The following is a 19,232-nucleotide window of genomic DNA, read 5'->3' as shown; positions in this document are numbered from 1 at the left end:
CACAAGCTTGGGGGCAGGGACCACGGACGCGCCGCGCGCGCGGAAAGAACAACACAATGACATCCAACCTGTTTTACCAAAGCCGACAGCGCCGCCCCGAGGTCGAGCGCGCCGAAGGTGTCTATATCTGGGGCAAGAACGGTCAACGCTATATTGACGGCTCCTCTGGTGCGATGGTCAGCAATATCGGCCATTCCAACCCCCGCGTTCTGGCCGCGATGAAGGCGCAGATGGACAGCGCGACGTTTGCTTATCGGCTGCATTTCGAAAACAAACCCGCCGAAGACCTCGCGGCCGCGATTGCACAGCGTATGCCCGAGGGGCTGAACAAGGTGTTCTTTGTGTCCGGCGGGTCCGAGGCGATGGAATCCTGCATCAAGTTCGCACGCCAATGGGCCGTGGCAGCCGGGCAGGGCAGCCGCTGGAAAGTGATTTCGCGCTTTCCGTCCTATCACGGATCGACTTTGGGCGCGCTGGCGCTAACCGGGTATGGCCCGCTGACGGACGCCTTTGGCCCGATGTACAAGGCGATGCCCAAGATCCCGGCCCCCACCTGCTATCTGGACCGGGACAACCTGACGGATCATGACCGTGGCCTCAAATACGCCGAGATGCTGCGGGGCGAGATCATCGAACAGGGGTCCGACACCGTGCTGGCCTTCGCGATGGAACCGGTGGGCGGTGCCTCCACCGGGGCCCTTGTCGCGCCCGACAGCTATTATGCGCGCATCCGCGAGATTTGCGATGAATTCGGCATTCTCTTGATCATGGACGAAGTCATGTCGGGCGTTGGTCGCACCGGCAGGTTCATGGCCTCCGAGCACTGGAATATCCGGCCCGATCTGGTTGCCGTCTCCAAAGGGTTTGGCGCGGGCTACGTCCCTCTTGGCGCGATGATCGCGGATGAGGGCATGGTGGAAACGGTGCTCGATGCGGGCGGCTTTGCCCATGGGCACACCTATGCGGGCAATCCACTGGCCTGTTCGGCGGGCCTCGCCGTGCTGGTCGAAATCGACCGGATGGAGTTGCTAAGCAACACGCGCGCGATGGGCGATGTGTTGATGGCAGGCTTGCACGATTTGATGGCGCGTCACCGCTTCATCGGGGATGTGCGTGGCAAGGGATTGCTCACCGCGTTCGAACTGGTGTCGGACCGCGACACCATGGCCCCGCTGCCAAAGGAACTGCGCGCCTTCGAGCGGTTTGTCGAGATTTGTTACGAGCGCAACCTGATCACCTATTCACGGCGCACGCGGGGCGGGGTGGAGGGCGATCATTTCCTTGTCTGCCCGCCGATGATTGTCACCGAACCCCAGATCGGGGACATTCTGAACATTCTTGATGACAGTCTGCGCGTCCTGGCCCGCGACTGCGGGTTGGAAGGCCTGAACATGGCACGCAAGATCATTCTGACCTGCGCGGTAACAGGTTCGATCCATACACCGACCATGAGCCCGCATTTGCCTGTAACGCCCGACCAAATCGCGGCCTCGGCGATCGAGGCGGCAGAGGCGGGCGCTTCCATCCTGCACCTGCACGCACGCGACCCCGAAACGGGGCAGCCAAGTTCCGACATCGGTGTCTTTCGCCAGTTCCTGCCCCGGATCAGGGACGCCACGGATGCGGTGATCAACCTCACCACGGGGGGCAGTTCGCAGATGAGCATTGAACAACGCCTGTCCGCCCCCGCAGAACTCGCGCCCGAGATGTGTTCGCTGAACATGGGATCAATCAATTTCGGTCTGTTCCCGATGAAGGACCGCTATTCCGACTGGACCCACGCATGGGAGGAACCGTTCCTAGAAAACACCCGCGACGTGGTGTTCAAGAACACCTTTCAAGACATCGAAACCGTGTTTCGGATGCTGGGGGACGCGGGCGGCGCGCGCTTTGAGTTTGAATGCTACGATGTCGGGCACATTCAGACAGTGGCGTTCTATCTGCGCCAGAAGCGGATCAAGGCCCCGATCTTTCTGCAATTTGTCATGGGGGTTCTGGGCGGAATCGACGCCAGCCCGCACAGTCTGATGTACATGAAGGACACGGCAGATCGGCTGCTGGGCGACAGCTATCAGTTTTCAGTTCTGGCTGCGGGTCGCCAGCAAATGCCACTGGGCACGATGGGCGTGATCCTTGGCGGCAATGTGCGCGTCGGTCTAGAAGACAGCCTGATGATTGCCCCCGGCGAACTGGCCGTCAGCAATGCCCAGCAAGTCACCAAGATCCGCACTGTTCTGGAAACGCTGGGTCATCAGATCGCAACTCCGGACGAGGCGCGCGCGATGCTGGCCCTCAAGGGCGCTGACAAGGTGGGGTTCTGAGCGATGAAGGTGTTTGTGGATCAGGACCGTCAAAGCCTGCATAACCCAAGCGGGTTTCTGGTGAACGGGATCATGCAGCCCAACCCCGAGATACCCGAGCGTATGGTGCGCCTGTTGTCCGGCATTGCGCAAGGCGGGCACGAGGTGCTGCCACCAGAGGATCACGGGCAGGGCCCGATTGCCGCCGTGCATGCGCCAAGATACCTGAAATTCCTGTCCACGGCGCACAGCCGGTGGCGCCGAATTCCGGACGCCACGCCCGAGATTTTCCCGAACATACATCCCGACACCCGCACGGCCAGCTATCCACTGTCAGTGGTGGCGCAGGCGGGGTTTCACATCACCGATATGTCCTGCCCCATCGGCGCCGATACATGGGAGGCGGCGCGCTGGTCCGCCAATTGCGCGGTGTCAGCGGCCAAAGCGGTAGCGGCGGGCGCGCCGGCGGCCTATGCCCTGTGCCGCCCGCCGGGGCATCACTGTTTTTCGGACCTTGCGGGGGGCTTTTGCTATCTCAACAACTCTGCCATCGCGGCGCAATACCTGCGCGCCCGTCACAACCGGGTCGCGATCATCGACGTCGATCTGCACCATGGCAACGGCACGCAAGGCATCTTCTATCAACGCAGCGACGTCTTTACCCTGTCGATCCATGCCGATCCCGCGCGGTTTTACCCGTTCTTCTGGGGGCACGCCCACGAGGTCGGCGAAGCGGCCGGGCAGGGGTACAACCTCAATATCCCGCTGCCCCGGGGAACGGGTGATGATGGATTTCTGCAAGGGCTTGCGAACGGGCTGACCCACATCCGCGCCTTCGCGCCGGGTGCCGTTGTGATCGCCCTTGGCCTTGATGCCTATGAAGGAGACCCGTTTGGCGGTCTGTCCGTCTCGACCGCCGGCTTTGGCCGGATCGGGCAAACACTGGCCACGCTCGGCCTGCCGACAGTCATCGTGCAGGAGGGGGTATGTATGTGACGCTTTGGGTGATAATCTGCACGCGTTTCTGACGGGGTTTGCAGACGGTTCCGTATAGGGCACCACACCTGTCCACACCCGGTCACAGACTCACCGCGGCAAGACAGGGCACAACCGGCAGATGTTGTCGGAACATGTTGGTAAACATGCACAATCACGCGGCGTCGAACCCACACCTTGTCACCTTCGAGCACAAATTTTGCTTAAAAATCAAGCGGATGATGTAACGCACCTTGCAAACGCAGAAAAATTCCTAGTCACGCCGATGTGTACGTGTGACGCTGCACCGGTAATCAGTCTCGAACGTAACGGGACAAACCAACCGGGAGAGTCTTCAATGAAATTCAAAAAGATCACAAATGCGTTGGCACTGGGGGCAGTCACTGCCCTGATGTCGACAACGGCATTCGCCGACGACGTCAAGCTGCGGTTCGCAGGCGTTTTCCCGATTGACCATCAGGGTACGAAAATGATGGAGCAGGTCGCAGCGGATGTTGCGGCAGCCGATGTCGGTCTGACGATTGAAATCTTCCCCGCCAACCAGCTCGGCTCGGGCGAAGCGCTGTTTGAAGACGTCGCGCGCGGCAACATCGACCTGGCGGCGGCCTTTATCTATGCCGACACCGACCCGCGCCTTGAATTCCTGTCGATGCCCTTCCTCGTTGGCGGTTGGGATGACATGGATTCGATCATGCGGAACATGGATTCCGAGTATAACAAAATCCTGCAAGAGATCACGGACGAGTACGGCGTGCACGTCTTTGCCCAGAACCCCGAAGGGTTTGTTGGCGTTGTGGCGACCAAAGAGCCGACCAACTGGAACACGTTTGACGACAAGGGCATGAACATCCGTGTCTGGTCGTCCAATATCGTGAAATCCATGGTCGAAACGCTGGGCTTCCAGGCGACGACAATGGCATGGGGCGATATCTTCCCCGCGATCCAGTCCGGCATTGTGGACGGTGCCATTTGCTGCACCAAGACTGCGACATATTCGATCTTTGCGCAGTCCGATGTGGGCACGCACTTTGTTCAGTACAACTCGATCTCGGAACTCACGACCTATTACGGCTCCGAGCGTTCCATGTCCAAGCTGAGCGACGAGCAGCGCGCAGCCCTTGATACGGCCCTGACCAAGGCGTCGGACGACTTCTTTGCCTACAACCGCGAAAACGATGATGCGTTTGGCCAAAAGCTGATCGAAAGCGGCTACACGATCCTTGAGCTGAACGCCGAAGATCAGGCCAAGTTCGCTGCACGTGTGCGCGAGGAAATCTGGCCCATGATGGCGGACAGCGTCGGTCAGGATATCATCGACCGTCTGCTGGCAGGCGGCGACTCCTGATCCAGACCACCACAAAGGGCCGGCACATCGCCGGCCCTTTCATTTGATACTCCAAAAGCAAAAAATTATGTGAGGGGGGACATGGCAAACATTACCGATGAATTGCCCCGAGTGATTGGCGCGCCGATGAACTGGATGCTGATCGCCATGAAGCTGATCGTGACGTTTTCCGGTTTTCTGATGGCGTTCACCTTTGGCGCGGTGGTGGTAATCCGCTACGGATTTGGGGGCGACCTGTTCGCCTACGAAGAATGGCTGTTGGCCATCAGCATTGTCGGCTTCTTTGCCGGTGCCGTGCTCGCATCCGAACGCAAGATGCACATCAACGCCGACATCCTCGGCATCGTGCTGCAGAACCCCAAGCTGATCTGGTGGCGCGGGTTCATCGTCTTGGCGATCGAGCTGTTCGTGAGCCTGTTCATCGTCTACGCGTGCTATGTGTCGCTGCTGGACGACTTTTCCTTTCCACGTCTGCGCGCCACACCTGTGCTGCGCATTCCCTTCGTGTCGTGGCGGATCGCGATCATGATCGCCTTTGGCTTCATGTCGATGTTCTCGGCCGCTTATCTTTACGTTCATATCCGACAGGGCCTTGGCTTGCCGCTCAAGTCTGATGACGCACAGGGAGCCGCCCAGTGATTATTACCGGAAGTCTACTTATCGTCTGCCTGATGTTGCTGCTGGGCGTCAGCGTCTATGTGGCCTTTGGGGCCGTGCTGGTCTTTATCGCCATCGTCGGTGACCAGTCCATCACGGGCTATCTGCCCACGGGCGCCACGGGCATCCGTTCGCTGGTTCTGCTTGCGATCCCGCTGTTCATGATCGCCGGTGGCATCATGGAAAAGGGCAAGATCGCAGCGCCCCTTGTGTCGCTGGCCGAGATGTTCATCGGCCATATCAAGGGGGCCTGAGTGCCGCTGGCGTGCTGGCCTGCGGGGTCTTCGGCTCCATCTCGGGCAGTGCGAATGCGACGTTGACCTGCATCGGCGGCATCATGATGCCGCACCTCAAACGGGCAAATTACCCGGGCGGGCAATCGGCGGCGCTGATCGTCTGTGCCAGCCCGCTTGGCCTGCTGATTCCGCCCAGTGCGTCGCACATCCTTTATGGCTGGGTGGCACAGCAGCACGTGCTGAAATGCTTTCTCTCCACGGTCATTCCGGCGTTTATTCTGATCACACTGCTGATCATCACCAACCAGTTCATGCTGCGCAAACATGACAACATCCAGCTCAAGGATCGCCCGACCCCGTTCATCCCGACCTTTGCCCGCCAAGGGCGTCTGGCCGGGCCGGCGCTGATGATGCCGGTGATCATTCTTGGCGGCATCTATGGCGGCATCATGACGCCGACAGAGGCGGCAGGCATCGCCGTGGTCTACGCGATTCCGATTGCGATCTACTTTTATCGGGGCCTCACATGGCGCACGCTGGCGGACACGATCTGCACGTCAGGTGTGACCATCGGTGTCGTCATGGTGATGATCTTCATGGTTTTGATCGTGTCGGACAACCTGATCGCCCAGGGCGCGCCACAACTGGCCAAGGATATGGTCTATTCCGTGTCGGAAAATCCAATCGTGATCCTGTTGATGATCAACATCGTCATGATCCTGATCGGGATGCTGATGGATGACATTTCGGGTCTGCTTCTGGCGACACCGATCCTGCTGCCCATCGCGCAAAGCGTGGGTATGGACCCGATCCATTTCGCAGCCGTCATTGGCGTAAATCTGGGCATGGCGAACATCACGCCACCTACGGCTCCGCTGCTTTATCTCGGGGCGCAGGTCTGTGACACGCCCGTGGCGCGGATGCTGTGGCCCACATTGGTGTTCATTGCGTTTGCATGGCTGCCAACGCTGATGCTGACGACCTTCGTGCCACAACTGGCACTGTGGTTGCCAAATCTGCTGCTCGGCTGATCGATCTCTTGTAAAACCAAAAAAGCGCCCCGGTGACGGGGCGCTTTTTTCGTTGCAGGGGCCGTGGGCTGACGCGCACGGCTGGTGTTGAAATGTCCGGGGTCATTCAGTGGTGCGAAGCCACCGGTTTTACTGGACGAAAGCCCAGGAATGAAAGCCGATGAACAGCGTTGTGACGGCAACGAATGTCGCAATGCTCAAAGTGTCGCGTAGAATCCGTGCCATGGTTATTCTCCTGAAAATAGGCGGGATCGATAATTCGCAGATAGACAGCCTCAAGGTCTTTGACCACCATCTGCTGTTGCATACGTGCCCTGCACGGATTGCATGACGCGGTGGGCGGTGGCAGGCGTTTGGAGGCCGGCCCAAGGGCGGTCGTGTTCCTCACTCAGAGCGTGTGTTGCCGAGAGTGGAACCACCGCGCAGCGGCTTCGAAAACAGGTGCGCTCCAGACTTTTGTGCCGATGCTCAGAAGACCATCCGGCACGCACGGTTTCTTCAGCGGGAATGTACCAGAGACTGTGCAACCTCATCGCTGGTCACATGCGAAATCATCGTGGTCAACTCACCGATATCCACGGGCTTGCGCAGCACCCAGCGGGCGTTCCTGCTCATCCCGAACAACTCCCCTTTGGGGAACAGGCCGCTGCCTGTCATGAAAATGACCGCAGCGCTTGGCGCTGAATAAACGGCATAGTTGGCAACATCGGTGGACAAACCGCCACCGATCATGAGGTCCAGCAACAGGACATCCGGCGTCCTGCGCCGCAGCACGTTCATGGCGGACTCATTGTCGGAGGCCACGTACACCACGTGGCCTTCACCACTCAACGCCTCACGCAACACGAATTGCAATCCGGGGTCATCTTCGAGCAGTAAAACATCCGCCATTGCATTCTCCACCAGTGGTTGGAAACGCAATAACAGGCGACGTTGAAGAACCCCTTAAAACCCGAATTCATATGACGCCGATCCGTGTCAAATGCGAAACAAAACCGGTCAATCCTGGGGTGGGAAAGCGATCTTGAACATCGCACCGGTGCTGCCGTCGGACTGTGCGCTGATCTGCCAGCCGTGGCGGCGGCACACCTCTTTGCAGATGGCCAGGCCAAGGCGCGCGGCAGTGTTTGTCGCTGGTTCAGGCAGCACGGGTAGAAACATCGCATGTCCCGCGCCCGGATCGAAACCAGTGCCCGTATCCGCGATGCAAAGGGTATGAGCGGTCTGCGCATCAGGCGCGAGGGTGATCGACACAACCAGCTTTCTCAGCGGGTGCGCGTGCTGTCCTGCGTTGCGCAAAAGATGCATCATGAGCAGATGCAACAGGTCCGGATCCGCCATCTGCGTCCACGAGGGCCCCGAGATGATAATGTGTTCGTTAGGCATATCGACGTGCTGTGCTTGCAGAACGGCATCGATGCAGCGGCGCATATCGACGGGTCGAAGGTTTGCTGCGGTGGCCAGACCCCGCGTGTGTTCCAGAAAGGCGGCGGTCAGCCCCTCCAGCTGCGCGACGCTGCGCCCCATATAGTCAATGTATTCCAAGGCTTTATCGGGCAGGTCATTGGCAAACTGAGACTTCAGCAGATGCACAAGCCCGGTCATCGTGTTTAAGGGGGTGCGCAGATCGTGGGCGGTGACATGGGCAATGGCACCTTGGGCGATCAGGGCCTCGTGCAGCGCGTGTGCCGCAGGGGGATCATCCGGGCGCGCCGGGGCGTCAGCGGGTCTGCCCGCAACCGGGTCTGACATCTGCGCATTTGCGGAAGTGGCCATCACGCCCCCTGACAAGGCAACGCATGATGCCACGTTGCCGCGACACTGTGGTGCAGGAAGATGAACGCGGGCTTAACGCGTCAATGGGTCAGCGCGACAGGGGGGGCCTCATGTTCAGCGATCTGACGCAGGCTCCCGAAAATGTGGGACACTTTCTTGTCAGCGCGGCGGCGGACCTGTGCCTTGCATTCACATTCCACCCGCGAGTCATTCGGCCCGCACAGAACGAGGTTCACATCGAACGGCTCTCCATGCTCAAGCGCTTTGCGGAAATGGGCGCTGACCTGTTCGCGCATCCCCACATCGACCTTTTGCAACAGGCTTTCCACCGACGGCATGTGGTTGTCCGTGTCATACCCCAAAAGCTGATACATCGACGTGTTCCAGCGCGGCGTGTTGTTTTCCACATCGAACGAGAAAAAGCCGATGCCAAGATCGTCCTGAACGGACTGGAGGTTGGCAAGGTGCACGTTTCTTTCGTTCTCGTTCGCAGAATCCCAGATCACCCCGATCAATTGTACGGCGTTGCCGTCTGAATTGTGGATCAGCGTGGTCTTCCCACTCACCGCAACGATGTGGCCGATGGCATCAAACACGCGCTGCTCGATCCGGATGCTGCCACCTTCTTCGATCAGCTTGTCGTGGGCGTCGATGATACGCTGGCGATCCTCGGGGTGGATCATGTCGATCGTGTCATCCCATGTGGGCACAGGGCCGGTCTCGGCGCGGCCATAGATGGCGAACATTTCGGGTGACCAGAACAGCTCTTTGGTGTCGAGGTTGTAGGACCAGTGCGCGACGTGCCCGATATCGCTCATCATCTGTACGACGCGCGACAGGGGTTCGCTGTCATGCTGGGTGACCGTGATCGACAGGCCGATCAGCTTGTTGTGGTGGTCATGGACCGGTGACATCACCAGCCAGAAATAGTGGCCGCGCGACAGGATCGGCATGCGCCGGACCTCTTGCACCCGCAACACCGTGTTGGCAATCGGGGCAAGGGCAGGGAAGCCCACGGGCAAATGACACTGGCTGAGGTGGATGCCGGTGGGGGGCAGGTTGGTCAGCCCGAACATGTCCATCGCCACGCGCGACAGGCGGCGCACCATCAGGGCCTGATCGGCCAGCGCAACGGCGTAAGGCGCCGAAGTCATTGTCGCTTCAAGTTCAGAGGCCAGCGCCTGACGTTCGGCAGAGCTGATCTGCAACTCTTCGTTGACGGTCATCAACTCTTCATTGCTGGATTGTAGTTCCTCGTTGCTGGTCTCCAGCTCTTCGTTGGTGGCCTGGAATTCCTCGTTGGTGGATTGCAGCTCTTCGTTGGCGGATTGCAGTTCCTCGTTGGCGGTCTGCAACTCTTCGATGGTTTGCTGCAGCGCTTCCTGCGTTGCACGGATCTCGTGCTCGATCCGGATCACGTAGGCGCGGTGTTCCTCGTCCGAGATGTCCTCGGCCTTGACCTCCTGTTCGTCCTCGAACCGGGCGTCGATAGCGACAAGGCAATGGGTCTCTCCACCTTTGGAGCCGGAATAGGGATAGACTTGCATCTGCACGCGGTTGCCCACGGGCAGCGACACGGAATGCCAGCGCCCGGACCGGCGCGCGCCGTTGCGTAGCGCCACTGCAATGAGGCTGCCGGCCTCGACCCGCAGCGGTTCGATCAGCATCTTGAGGTTCAGCGCAGTCGAGGCCCCGGCGCGGATTTCCATGAACGGGCTGAGATCGCCCAGCACCTCGATGATATTGCCGTTGCGGGTACAGATCATCCCGTTGGGCGCAACAACGCGCGCCAGCGACTTTTCTGACTTTTCCTCAAGCACCTCGCCGGTCGTGGCGGCTGGTCCCCGGTCCGAGCCGCGCAATTTGCGCTGGTAGATGCGGTTGGAAGGATCAATCGACAATTCACCGGACATGCCACGGCGCTTGACAAAGACCTTGTCCGCGCCCTGACGCCCTTCAAAGAACACGCCCATCTCACCCACAGTCTCGGAGGTGCCAAGAAACAGCAGCGCGCCCTTGGCCATGGCATAGTGCAGACGGCTGAGCACACGTTCCTGCAGTGCGAGGTTGAAATAGATCAGCAGGTTGCGGATGCTAACCAGATCGACATTGATGAAGGGCGGGTCCTGAAAGATATTGTGATGTGAAAACAGCGTGATGGCGCGCAGTTCAGGGCGGACCTTCAACTCGGTGTCGCCCACGACGAAATACCCTTCAAGCAATTCGGGCGGGATGTCCTGCGCAGCCGAGATCGGGTAAATCCCGCGCCGCGCGATTTCGACGGCGTTCTGGTCGATATCCGTGGCAAAGACCTGCACATTCTGTTTGGCAAGCTCGTGGATGCCGCCCAGAATTTCGGCCAGTGTAATGGCAATGGAATAGGCCTCTTCGCCCGTCGCGCAACCGACAACCCAGACCCGGATTGGCCCATCGCCGCGATTTTCAAGGCTGATCCGCAGCTCTTTCTCCAGGGAATCGAACTGGTCGGGGTCGCGGAAAAAGCGGGTCACCGAGATCAGCAGGTAGCGATGGAGCGCATCGACTTCGCTGACATTGGTGCGGCAGTAATCGACATATCCATCATAGTCGTCGATATCGAGCGCGGTCATACGGCGCGCGATGCGGCGGTTGACCGTGTTTTCCTTGTAGTCCGCAAAATCGACCTGGGTGCGGGCCAGCAGAATGCCGAACAACTCGCTCAGCGGGTTCGGGTTGTCCTCAAGCGTGCGCAACCCGTCAAAGTCACGCGGGCGGGCGAGGATCTTTTCCAGATGGGTGCCGATCTGCTCGGGCGACATGGTCAGGTCGACACAGCCGGTTTCGGTCGCCGATGTGGGCATGCCGTCATATTTGGCCGTTGCGGGGTCTTGCGCGATGGTGATGCCGCCGGCCTCGCGGATGGCCTGAATGCCATAGCTGCCGTCCGACCCGGTGCCCGACAGGACAATCCCCATGCACCGCTCGCCGCATTCCGCCGCAATGCTTTTGAACAAGCGGTCTGCCGAGGGTTTGGGCGAGGCCGCGTGCCCCGCCGGATTGCGCAGGCGCAGCACGCCGTTTTCCAGCGTCACATCCGTATTGGGCGGGGTGATGTAGATGGTGTCGACCTCGGGCACCGTTTCGGGCTCAAGCTCGCGGACCTGCAATTGGGTTTCGCGGGCAATCAGGGTCGACAGAACGCTTTTGTGGGTCGGCGACATGTGCTGTGCGACCACATAAACGGCATTGGCGAATTTCGGCAGGTTCTGGGCAAGCAGGGACAGCGCCTCAAGCCCGCCCGCGGAGGCCGCAATACCGATGACACGCGGCAGATCGTTTTCATCTGCGTCAGCCTGTTCCGGTGCGGGAGCGTCAGAGGATGGCAAATCGTTCAGCGGAATCGTCCTTATGGGGGGATGCAAAGAGGTGCATACGCAGGCGGCCTTGCTCGGCGGATCAGGCGGCTGTGCAGTAGCGGTCGATCAGCCGCATCAGGTGACCGGGCGACACGGGTTTGCTGGCATACCCGTTCATGCCCAACTGTTCGACGCGCGCATCATCGTGATAATTCACGTCTGCGGTCACCGCGATGATCGGCACCTGGCGCGGCGGGTCTTTTTCCAGTCCGCGTATGTGGTCAGTTGCATCGATGCCAGACATGCCGGGCATGTGCAGGTCCATCAGGACAAGGCCATACACGTCCGGTTCGTCCCGCAGCGTATCGCACCCTTCCTTGCCATCCTTGGCCAGTGTGACATCAACCCCCAGCGTCCCGATGATTTCCTTCATCATGAAACGCGTGAATTCGTCGTCTTCGACCAACAAAACTTTCTTTCGATCAGTCATCGTGCGCACCCAATCTCACGTTACAACCGAGGGTTATCAAGAAACGGGTCGAGAAACCATCCCTTTCCTTCGCATCGAGGGTGAGTTCCGCACCCATCAGTTCGGACATCTCGCGGCTGATCGTCAGGCCAAGACCGCTGCCACCATGGGCCCGCTTCAACCCGGCATCGCTTTGCGTGAACCGTTCGAAGACGTTTTGAACCTGGTATTTCTCGATTCCCTCGCCCGTATCGGCCACGCAAATTTCCAACCCATGCGTGTCCTCGCCATCCCTGGACTGCGGGACACACCGAACGGAAATGCGAATTTCACCCGAAGCAGTGAACTTGGCCGCATTGTCCGTCAGGTTGGTGACGATCTGAGTGAGGCGGGGGCCATCAAGGTTGTAGGCCTCGTCCAGATCGGGATCGAGGTCGAGCGTGACCTTGATCGCCTTCTGGTGAAAATGGACCGTTGCCTCGGTGGTGTCGCGCCATTGCTCGGCCAGTCGGCGCAGATCGGTGGCGCGGCGGATGATCGTGACGGCATTGGAATCCAGCCGCGACACTTCGAGGACGTTGGTCAGCTGGTGATGCAGCTGCTGTGCAGCCTTGGTGGCAACATGTGCATAATGGCGCTGCTTTTCGGGAACATCCTCATTGGTTTCGATGAGGTGCAGAAACCCGAGAATGGCATTGAGCGGCGTGCGGACTTCATGGCTCATCGTGCCGATGAAGCTCGAACGGACAGACAGCGCCTCGCGGGCCTCGCTTTCGCTTTTGATGCGGTCCTGCACTTCGCGTTGCAGCAGGCCAAAGGCCTCGCGGGCCCGGTTTTCAAAATTACGGATCGCAAGCACGATGCTGTCCAGGTCATCCTGATACTGACGCGACGGGCGTTCCAGTTTCAGATCGGCCGTTCCGTCATGCACGTCGGTATCCGCCACATAGGTCGCGATGTTGCGCAGGTGCCGCGTGATCAACACATGCGCCACGTAAAGCAGGGCGAGGGCGGCAATATAGGCTTTGGCCAGATTGGTGATCAGGGTGATCCAGAACTGTTCCCAGACGCGGGACACAACCGCGTCCAGTGACAGGTGGACCCGCAGGGTGCCCAACAGCTGCTGGGCACTGCCGGGTCTGTCATGCACGAGGTCATAGATCTGGGACACAGGCTCTTCGACCGGCGTGCCCCGTTGCCAGCGATCGCCCGTCACACTGGTCAGATCGAGGTAGCTGACCGCCTCGTTGGCCGCGATTCCGTCCAGGATGACGTCGATCTGTTCGAAATCCAGCGTCCAGAGCGCAAATTCCAGCGTTTCCGTCAGCGCCTGATCGATCTGGTCAAGCACTTCGGTCGCGTCATCCTTCTGGCTTTGATAGCTCGCCAGCAACTGCACGCCGGTCGAGAACACGGACAGGACCGATCCGATCAAAAGCGAGATAACGACAAGGCGCACGCCCAGTCGGTTGCGCAACAGGCGGGAAATCATATCGGAACAATTCGTTGTTTTGGCCCAAAGACACATCGGCCATGCGGCGCGCCCGGGCGGGCCAAGCGGCGTGACTCCGGTACGATGGCGCGGGTCAGGGTGTGTGGGCGGTCATAAAACATGGATGACCTTGACGGGAGCGAGTTTAAATTTGAGTTAACCCAGCCTAGGAATGCGCTGGCGCACATGCAACCACAGCGCGTAATCGCGCTGTTCACGCCGGAACCTGCGTGCCTTTTTGGCATCGGCCTTCCTATCCCCTTGCACCCCGCCTTTGTGCTGCATAGAAGGGCGCGAAATTCCGATACGCCCCTGAGCCGGGGCCCATTTGCTATGGGAGCACACATGCAGGTCACCGAGACGCTGAACGAAGGTCTGAAACGCGGGTACGCCATCACAGTGACCGCCGCCGAACTGGACGAAAAGGTCAACGAAAAGCTGGTCGAAGCCCAGCCCGGCGTTGAGATGAAGGGTTTTCGCAAGGGCAAGGTGCCCATGGCGCTGCTGAAAAAGCAGTTTGGCCAGCGTCTGATGGGCGAAGTCATGCAGGAAAGCATTGATGGCGCCATGTCCGAGCATTTCGAGGCCTCGGGCGATCGCCCCGCGATGCAGCCCGAAGTCAAGATGACCAACGAGGACTGGAAAGAGGGCGACGACGTCAATGTCGAGATGTCCTACGAGGCACTGCCCGCTATTCCGGATGTCGACATGAAGGCGCTCAAGCTGGAGCGTCTGGTGGTCAAGGCCGATGACGAATCCATCAACGAAACGCTCACATCGCTTGCCGAGAACGCGCAGGATTTCAAAGCCCGCAAGAAAGGCTCCAAAGCCAAGGACGGTGATCAGGTCGTGTTCGATTTTGTCGGCAAGGTCGATGGTGAAGTGTTCGAAGGCGGCTCCGCCGAAGGTCACGCGCTGGTGCTGGGATCGGGTCAGTTCATCCCCGGTTTCGAAGAGCAGCTTGTCGGCGTGAAAGCGGATGAAGAAAAGGCTGTAACTGTTTCTTTCCCCGAGGATTATCAGGCTGAACACCTGGCCGGAAAAGAGGCTGTGTTCGACTGTTCCATCAAGGAAGTGAAAGAACCCGTCGCCGCCGAGATCAACGACGAGTTGGCCAAGAAATACGGAGCCGAAGACCTCGCGGGCCTCAAGTCCCGCATCGCCGAGCAGTTGGAAGGCGAATATGCCGGGGCCGCCCGTGCGGTGATGAAGCGTTCGCTGCTGGACCAGCTCGACACTGCCGTCAGCTTTGATCTGCCCCCGAGCCTCGTGGAAGCAGAAGCCAAGCAGATCGCGCATCAGCTTTGGCACGAGGACAACCCGGACGTCGAAGGGCACGACCACCCCGACATCGAGGCGACGGACGAGCACAAAGAACTGGCCGAACGCCGCGTGCGCCTAGGCCTTCTTCTGGCCGAAATGGGCCAGAAGGCCGAAGTCGAAGTGACCGATGCCGAGATGAGCCAGGCGATCATGACGCAAGCGCGTCAATACCCAGGTCAGGAACGCCAGTTCTTTGAATTCGTGCAACAAAACCAGCAGATGCAACAGCAACTGCGCGCCCCGCTGTTTGAAGACAAGGTTGTCGATTACATCGTGGAAAACGCGACCGTGACCGAAAAAGAAGTCAGCTCGGACGATCTGAAAAAGGCCGTCGAGGCGTTGGAAGAAGACGACAGCTGATCAGCGTCTCCCGTTCTTGCTTTTCTGGCCGTGCCCTACCGGGCGCGGCCTTTTTTTGTGGGTCGGGCTTGCGATGCGGGCTTGGTCAGTTGCCGTCGATGCCCGGCATCTGACCCTCTGATCCGGTGCCATCCGGTGTCGGGTTTCTGACGCAATACTGAACTTCGTCGCGGATAAACCCCATTCACCTTCCGAGCAAACTCATGAGGCATTCATGCCCTCATTCGCCATACAGTCTTCGACTTCACAAGTTTGCGCACCTTCAATGAGCGTCGTGACGTTGCCGAGGCGACTGGGGGTCAGCGGGCTTTCCAGGATGACTTGACCCTTGGAGACCTTGCCGTTTGCGCGCAATTCGTTCTCATCGCGTTGAATGGGTTTCCTTCAGGCGCTCCTGCGTGTGGTTCGCCGTCAAAACTCCCGCAGATCATCCAGGGTATAGGTCTGCTGCACGGGATAGTCGGGATCATCGCGATGTGCGGGATCGGGGATCAGACAGTTCAGCCCGCAGATCTGGCGCGCGATGCGTCCGCGCGCATCGACATACCACAACCGCCCGCCGGGTGTGGCGATATAGCCGTCGGTGCCATCCTCGATATCCGTGCGCATGTCGTCGAATGACGGCACCTCGTTGAAATATTCAAGGTTGAACGATCCGTGGGTGTGATAGGAGGCAAGCACCACGAAATCCGCAGCGTCAGGGTGGGGGGCAGGCAGGTTGCCGTCCGTCCGCGCCGGGGTTCTGTGGCGACGTAGGTGCCGAATTCATCAATGCCCAACAACCCGCAATATTCGCGATCCTCGGCGATGGAGCGTTCCTGAATGTCGTTGAACAGGCGGCTGACAAAGGCGATTTCGGTTTCGTTCTGCGGCACGGCACGCGGGGCCATTTCCATCGACTCGAGGTCTTCGAGCACGCATGCGGCCAGCAGGAACAGGACGGTGAGGGCGGATATCAAACGCATGGCGCAGCTTTGACGGGGCAAAGAGCGCAAGTCAATTCGCTTTGCCCGACTGGCCTGTAGGAACAAAAAAAGCCGCGCCTCCAAAGGGGCGCGGCTGATTTTCGCACGGAAAAGAAAGGCGCTTCAGGCCTTGCTGTCTTCCTCGGTCTCGCTGTCGCCTTCGCTTGCATCGGTGTCGATGCCTGCGGTTTCGGCCAGATCTTCGTCCTCGGATGCAGCGGCACCGATATCGTCGAACAATTCCTGGATTTCGAATTCGGCCGCGGCCTCTTCTTCGGCGGCCAGTTCCTGGATCGATTTGCCGGAGGCCTGCAACTCAGCTTCTTCTGCCGAGCGGGCCACGTTCAGCTGAACGGTGACTTCGACCTCGGGGTGCAGGGTGACATCGACGTCGTGCAAGCCCAGTTCCTTGATCGGACGGGGTATGACGACCTGTTTGCGATCCAGCGTGAAGCCTTCGGCAGTGGCCACGTCGGCCACGTCACGGGTGGTGACAGAGCCGTAGAGGTTGCCGCCGTCAGAGGCCTGACGAATCACGACGAACTGCTGACCGTTCAATTTGTTGCCCAGGCTTTCGGCTTCTTTCTTGCTTTCGAGGTTGTTGGCCTCAAGCTGCGCCTTCTGGGTTTCAAAATGTTCGATATTGGCTTTGGACGCGGTCAGCGCCTTGCCCTGCAGCAGCAGGTAGTTGCGTGCATAACCGGGTTTGACGTCGACGACGTCGCCCATCTGGCCCAGCTTGGCCACACGTTCGAGAAGGATAACTTGCATATCAGAGACTCCTTACTTCACGGCGTAGGGCAGCAGGGCGAGGAAGCGGGCGCGTTTGATGGCACGGGCCAGTTCGCGTTGCTTCTTGGCCGAGACGGCGGTGATGCGGCTGGGTACGATCTTGCCACGCTCGGAAATGTAGCGCTGCAGCAGACGTGTGTCCTTGTAGTCGATCGCAGGTGCGTTGTCGCCCGAGAAGGGGCAGACTTTACGACGGCGGAAAAATGGTTTCGTTGCCATGGTTTAGCTCCCTCTCTCTTAGCGGCGCTCGCGGCGGTCGCCACGGCCTTCGCGCTCATCGCGCTTTTGCATCTGGACGGACGGACCTGACTGGTGCTCGTCGACCTTGATCGTCAGAACGCGCATGACGTCGTCATGCAGGCGCATCAGACGCTCCATTTCCTGCACGGCAGGGGCAGGGGCATCTGTGCGCATGAAGGCGTAGTGGCCCTTGCGGTTCTTGTTGATCTTGTAGGCCATGGTTTTGACGCCCCAGTACTCGTTTTCCACGAGGGTGCCACCATTGTCGGCCAAAACTGTTCCAAAATGTTCGATGAGGCCCTCGGCCTGAGTGTTGCTCAGGTCCTGACGGGCGATCATCACATGCTCATAAAGAGGCATGGACGTGCTCCACTTCTATCAAGGCGCATTTCATAGACCGATCCATTGGACCCTGCGGACGATCACGAGAGACTGCGCGGCAAAAGGTATTTGCAGGGATGGCGCCGTATAAGAGGGTCGGGGGCGCATGGCAAGGCAGAACTGCGCCGACCGGTGCGGCCACGTGTTCGCAGGCTTCCGGCCCGTCTTACCTTTTCCAAACCGGTGCCGCAATTTGGTCCAGTTTGGGCAGGAAGGTGTCGTTAACAAAGAATTAAGACACTGGGAGAGACCACGCTATGACTGCCATCACAGATATCTCGACGACAAATGACATTGCCGAAACGCCCCGCATGGTGGATGGGATGCGCTGGATGACGCGCGGTGCGCAGCGGCTGGGCGGTGTTGCACTGGTGTTGTCTGCGATTGGATTGTGGGTAATGCCCGGCATGTCCTTTGAGGCCGACCTTGCGCTGTTCAAGTTGGGCGTGTCCGTGGCCCTTGGGTTTGCCGGTCTTGCGATCATGCAGGCGGGGCGTGCCCGGCGCACCGTTAAGATCGAAATCGACACGGTACGCCGTGAAGTCCGCCTTGTGCGCGGCAAACGCGGCGCACGTGATCTGGTCAGCCGCACGGCGATTGCCGATCTTGGCCCCGCCGAGATCCATGGCAACATGGCGCGTTTGTGGACCATGGACGGCGCGCTGGTTGCCGAAGTGGCGATGAGCGACCCCAATCTGCGCCGCAGCCTGATGGCCGCCCTGCGCGACGCAGGCAAGATCTAACACCTTAAAGTCCGATTTTATGCGACCCGCGTGCTGTTCAGCAGCGCGCAGGGTCTGTTGAGCCGTGTGCAGTTGCATCGATTGCCTGTGATATCATCTCATTCTCCACGCACATCAAACTTCCGTGGAGCTCACATCATGAAATCACTTCTTATCGCTGCTGCCCTGTCGACATCTGCGACAGCCGCCTTGGCCGCAGATACGTTCAACCTTGATCCCAGCCACAGCCAGGTGGTCTTTTCCTACAACCACCTCGGCTTTTCGACCACGACCGGCATGTTTTCGGGTTTTGAAGGCGAGATCACCTTTGATCAGGCCAATCCCGCCAATTCCAGCGTCAGCGTTTCGATGCCGACAAAGTCGATGTTCACCGGTTGGGAACAGCGCGAAGCCCATTTCATGTCTGCCGATTTCTTTGATGCGATGGATGAGGATGTGATCACCTTCACATCCACCGCCATCGAGGTGACGGGTGACAACACGGCCCTGATCACCGGTGATCTGACCATGAATGATACGACAAAATCCGTTGTTCTGGATGCCACCCTGAACCAGGTGCAGCCCTATCCGTTCGGACCGAACCAAGGCACACCAACTGCGGGCTTTGATGCCACGACCACCATTCTGCGGTCCGATTTTGGCCTTGGCGCATTTGCGCCGGCTGTGAGCGACGAAGTGGTGGTCGAAATTTCAATTGAGGCGTTCCAGGCCGAGTAAGCCGGGCCACTCATACAAGCCTTTGAGGGTCGCGCAGGACACTGCGCGGCCCTTTTCCGTGTTCGGGGGCTGTC

The 19,232-nt window shown here is 59.3% G+C and carries 15 protein-coding genes and 2 pseudogenes; 8 read left to right on the top strand and 9 right to left on the bottom strand.

Annotated elements, in window-relative coordinates; all coding sequences use genetic code 11:
- Positions 1-56: 56 nt before the first annotated feature.
- The 5 genes and pseudogenes from ACERZ8_RS17245 (at position 57) to ACERZ8_RS17225 (ending at position 6,565) form a co-directional block, all read left to right on the top strand.
- The gene (locus ACERZ8_RS17245) at positions 57-2,321 is read left to right on the top strand and encodes an aminotransferase class III-fold pyridoxal phosphate-dependent enzyme (protein ID WP_407593382.1); all 2,265 of its coding nucleotides are present in this window, start codon (positions 57-59) and stop codon (positions 2,319-2,321) included.
- A 3-nt stretch (positions 2,322-2,324) separates the two neighbouring features.
- Positions 2,325-3,296, top strand: coding sequence for a histone deacetylase family protein (locus ACERZ8_RS17240; protein ID WP_407593381.1), 972 nt, complete (start codon positions 2,325-2,327; stop codon positions 3,294-3,296).
- Positions 3,297-3,633: 337 nt separating this feature from the next.
- Positions 3,634-4,641, top strand: a complete 1,008-nt coding sequence (dctP, locus tag ACERZ8_RS17235) for a TRAP transporter substrate-binding protein DctP (protein ID WP_407593380.1) — start codon at positions 3,634-3,636, stop codon at positions 4,639-4,641.
- Positions 4,642-4,722: 81 nt separating this feature from the next.
- Positions 4,723-5,280 carry a TRAP transporter small permease gene (locus ACERZ8_RS17230; protein WP_407593378.1) on the top strand — a complete coding sequence of 186 codons (558 nt, stop codon included), beginning with the start codon at positions 4,723-4,725 and terminating at the stop codon, positions 5,278-5,280.
- Positions 5,277-6,565, top strand: a pseudogene (locus ACERZ8_RS17225) (TRAP transporter large permease). The gene ACERZ8_RS17230 and the pseudogene ACERZ8_RS17225 overlap by 4 nt, the downstream one beginning before the upstream one ends.
- A gap of 498 nt (positions 6,566-7,063) precedes the next feature.
- Here ACERZ8_RS17225 and ACERZ8_RS17220 read toward each other — a convergent pair.
- The 5 genes from ACERZ8_RS17220 to ACERZ8_RS17200 all read right to left on the bottom strand — a co-directional run bounded on the left by ACERZ8_RS17220 (position 7,064) and on the right by ACERZ8_RS17200 (position 13,637).
- Positions 7,064-7,456: a response regulator gene (locus tag ACERZ8_RS17220; RefSeq protein WP_407593377.1), complete on the bottom strand. Its 393-nt coding sequence runs from the start codon at positions 7,454-7,456 to the stop codon at positions 7,064-7,066.
- Positions 7,457-7,564: 108 nt separating this feature from the next.
- Positions 7,565-8,341 carry a sensor histidine kinase gene (locus tag ACERZ8_RS17215; RefSeq protein ID WP_407593376.1) on the bottom strand — a complete coding sequence of 259 codons (777 nt, stop codon included), beginning with the start codon at positions 8,339-8,341 and terminating at the stop codon, positions 7,565-7,567.
- 80 nt (positions 8,342-8,421) lie between these two features.
- Positions 8,422-11,706, bottom strand: a complete 3,285-nt coding sequence (locus tag ACERZ8_RS17210; RefSeq protein ID WP_407593375.1) for a chemotaxis protein CheB — start codon at positions 11,704-11,706, stop codon at positions 8,422-8,424.
- Between the two features lie 70 nt (positions 11,707-11,776).
- Positions 11,777-12,166 (bottom strand): response regulator, encoded by a 390-nt coding sequence (locus ACERZ8_RS17205; RefSeq protein WP_407593374.1) that lies wholly within the window; start codon positions 12,164-12,166, stop codon positions 11,777-11,779.
- On the bottom strand, positions 12,159-13,637 hold the full coding sequence (locus ACERZ8_RS17200; protein WP_407593373.1) for a sensor histidine kinase: 1,479 nt from the start codon (positions 13,635-13,637) through the stop codon (positions 12,159-12,161). The genes ACERZ8_RS17205 and ACERZ8_RS17200 overlap by 8 nt, the downstream gene beginning before the upstream one ends.
- A gap of 345 nt (positions 13,638-13,982) precedes the next feature.
- Here ACERZ8_RS17200 and tig point away from each other — a divergent pair, with 345 nt between their 5' ends.
- Positions 13,983-15,320 (top strand): trigger factor, encoded by a 1,338-nt coding sequence (tig, locus tag ACERZ8_RS17195; protein WP_407593372.1) that lies wholly within the window; start codon positions 13,983-13,985, stop codon positions 15,318-15,320.
- A gap of 411 nt (positions 15,321-15,731) precedes the next feature.
- On the opposite strand, the pseudogene ACERZ8_RS17190 reads toward tig, so the two are convergent.
- The 4 genes and pseudogenes from ACERZ8_RS17190 to rpsF form a co-directional block, all read right to left on the bottom strand.
- Positions 15,732-16,210: pseudogene (locus tag ACERZ8_RS17190) on the bottom strand (DUF4329 domain-containing protein).
- 198 nt (positions 16,211-16,408) lie between these two features.
- Complete coding sequence (gene rplI, locus ACERZ8_RS17185; RefSeq protein WP_407593371.1) at positions 16,409-17,056, bottom strand: 50S ribosomal protein L9; 648 nt, start codon at positions 17,054-17,056, stop codon at positions 16,409-16,411.
- A 12-nt stretch (positions 17,057-17,068) separates the two neighbouring features.
- Positions 17,069-17,296, bottom strand: coding sequence for a 30S ribosomal protein S18 (gene rpsR / locus ACERZ8_RS17180; RefSeq protein ID WP_025061827.1), 228 nt, complete (start codon positions 17,294-17,296; stop codon positions 17,069-17,071).
- Positions 17,297-17,314: 18 nt separating this feature from the next.
- Positions 17,315-17,677, bottom strand: a complete 363-nt coding sequence (gene rpsF, locus ACERZ8_RS17175; protein WP_407593370.1) for a 30S ribosomal protein S6 — start codon at positions 17,675-17,677, stop codon at positions 17,315-17,317.
- 278 nt (positions 17,678-17,955) lie between these two features.
- On the opposite strand from rpsF, the gene ACERZ8_RS17170 reads away from it, so the two are divergent.
- Both ACERZ8_RS17170 and ACERZ8_RS17165 read left to right on the top strand, forming a co-directional pair.
- On the top strand, positions 17,956-18,441 hold the full coding sequence (locus ACERZ8_RS17170; protein WP_407593369.1) for a hypothetical protein: 486 nt from the start codon (positions 17,956-17,958) through the stop codon (positions 18,439-18,441).
- Positions 18,442-18,579: 138 nt separating this feature from the next.
- The gene (locus ACERZ8_RS17165; RefSeq protein ID WP_407593368.1) at positions 18,580-19,158 is read left to right on the top strand and encodes a YceI family protein; all 579 of its coding nucleotides are present in this window, start codon (positions 18,580-18,582) and stop codon (positions 19,156-19,158) included.
- The last annotated feature ends 74 nt before the right edge of the window (positions 19,159-19,232 follow it).

It is taken from the genome of Tateyamaria armeniaca, assembly GCF_045797845.1.
In the GTDB taxonomy this organism is placed as follows: Bacteria; Pseudomonadota; Alphaproteobacteria; order Rhodobacterales; family Rhodobacteraceae; genus Tateyamaria; species Tateyamaria armeniaca.
The sequence above is the reverse complement of the archived record's forward strand: the minus strand, read 5'-3'. Positions and strand labels throughout refer to the sequence as shown.